This is a genomic window from Psychrilyobacter sp. (assembly GCF_049671765.1).
GTDB lineage: Bacteria > Fusobacteriota > Fusobacteriia > Fusobacteriales > Fusobacteriaceae > Psychrilyobacter.
In genome coordinates this window covers 1-1983 of sequence record NZ_JBATVM010000189.1, presented here as the reverse complement: position 1 = coordinate 1983, position 1983 = coordinate 1, and the positions used below count along the sequence as shown (strand labels likewise).

The window sequence follows — 1983 nt, the reverse complement described above, 5'->3', positions numbered from 1 at the left end:
GGTTACCAAATGGCCTTTTAGGCCACTCACGAGCTCTTTTTTAGGTTAAAATAGAGGTTGAATTAGAGTGACTCAACCTACCTCATGACTAGATTTTTTTTAATCCTTGAATTTCATTTCTTTTGCTGACTCACATTTAAAATTAATAATCGTGAATCGTAAGCAGAGCCACTTAAGGGTGGCACCCTTAGAACTTTATATTTTTAATAACTGCATATAAATCAAATTCCAAAGTTTCCGCCTTTGATACGGGTCTGTTTCTTGTCTTGACACAAGAAATAGACGAAAGAAAGTCAAGAAGTTTATAACTGTCTTTGTTAGCAAGTGCCAAGAATCCCCGTTTCTTATTGGGATGCCTGACGGGCATAATGAGCCCGACGAAACTCGTATGATATTTACTGTTGCAGTTAAACGACTATAAACTTCGACTTAAAGTAAAAAAGAACATTAAAAAAATTAGGTTATGGAGTATGAAAAAAGGCACATTAGAGTTGATTTCCTAGGTGCCTCTTTTTTGAAAGTGATTCTTTACTCTTAACTATAGTTTTTTCTCCATATAGATTCTTCCGGCTTCGTCTCATTCAATAATTTCAGGAAACTAACTTTTTTTAATTTTAAATAATTCAATATATTCGTTAGGTGTTAATTCTCCTTGGGAATACAGTTTATTTATATCTATATTTTCTTTTCTTTTTAATTCTTCTATTTCTTTTGCTCTTTCTAGACCTCCATCTTTTATTTCTACTTTAAAAGTGTCTGCTTTTTTCACAGTAAATTGATTGTCTAAAATATCTTTCGCTTTATCTAAAAAATTATAAATTATTTTTAATTCTTCTTTTAACGAATTATCTATTTCTTCTAAAGGGTAGTGAGATGTCAAATTTGTCTTTATTTCTTCTATCATTTTTTGAGTTCCTTCAGAATAATAGTCTTGTAAAATCATATCATTTTTCCAAAAGTTAACATCATATCTATTGTATATAATGAATTTAATAATTTTTCTTATTGTGTCCTCTGCTAATGGCTTGTATAATTTTTCTTTCACTTCTTTATCAATGAAAAGTTTCATTATAAATAACCAATTTTTTTTATTGTTATAGTACAACTTTTCATCCGATAAAACTTTTAAAATATTATTATTTAAAGACTGTTCAGAATAAAACATTAGCTCTATAATACTCTTAGAATATTTAATCTTTTCATCTCTAGAGAGTTCCCTCATAATTTCTTCCCATTCGTTTCCACCTATATAATATATTGATTTTTTATTTGTATAAGCTTCAACTCTAGATGCTAAATATTGTTTCTTTCTTTCCTCTATCTCTTGAATTTCAAATATACTTTTTAATTTATTCAATACACAATTAATTTTAGAAAGATCATCTAAAGACCAAGAATTAAGTTTTTTTACTGTGTGATTTATATTTTCATTATGTCTTAAATTTTCACTGAGATTATTCCATTCATAAAAATAATAGTCAAATAGAAAAAATATTAGTAATTTTTTTTGAATGTCTTCAGTTAATTTAAAACCATTAATTTTGTTTTGAAAAAGAGTTCTCAACTCACTCACATTTTCTGTTCTATGAAACAGTTTTCCTTTTTTTTCAAATAAAGGCTCTTCAGTCTCTAATATTTCCTTATATAATTTGTTTACTTCAAGGGCATCTATTTTTTCACCTCTAAATATAAGAAAAACTTGATCGACACTTTCTATATCTACAGCTTTTATTAATAAGTAATTTATAATATTAATATCCTTTAAATTAATTTCTTTTTCTTTTTCATGAAAAATTATTTTAAATTTTTCATCTAAAATATCGTGAAATTTAAAATTCCTTAAAACCTCAAATTCTTCATATAAGAAATGTTTAATATAAAAATAAGATATAATCCCTCTTTTTTCTAGGGAAATTTGTTTTTCTTCAGTTAATTTCAAGTAACTTTTTACCTCTATTAAAAAACTTTTTACTTTTCTTATTG

The 1983-nt window shown here is 26.1% G+C and carries 1 protein-coding gene; it reads right to left on the bottom strand.

What is annotated here, in order from left to right:
• Window positions 1-598: 598 nt before the first annotated feature.
• On the bottom strand, window positions 599-1983 hold a 1385-nt coding region (locus tag WBG30_RS09380; protein ID WP_424504393.1), incomplete at its 5' end, for a hypothetical protein.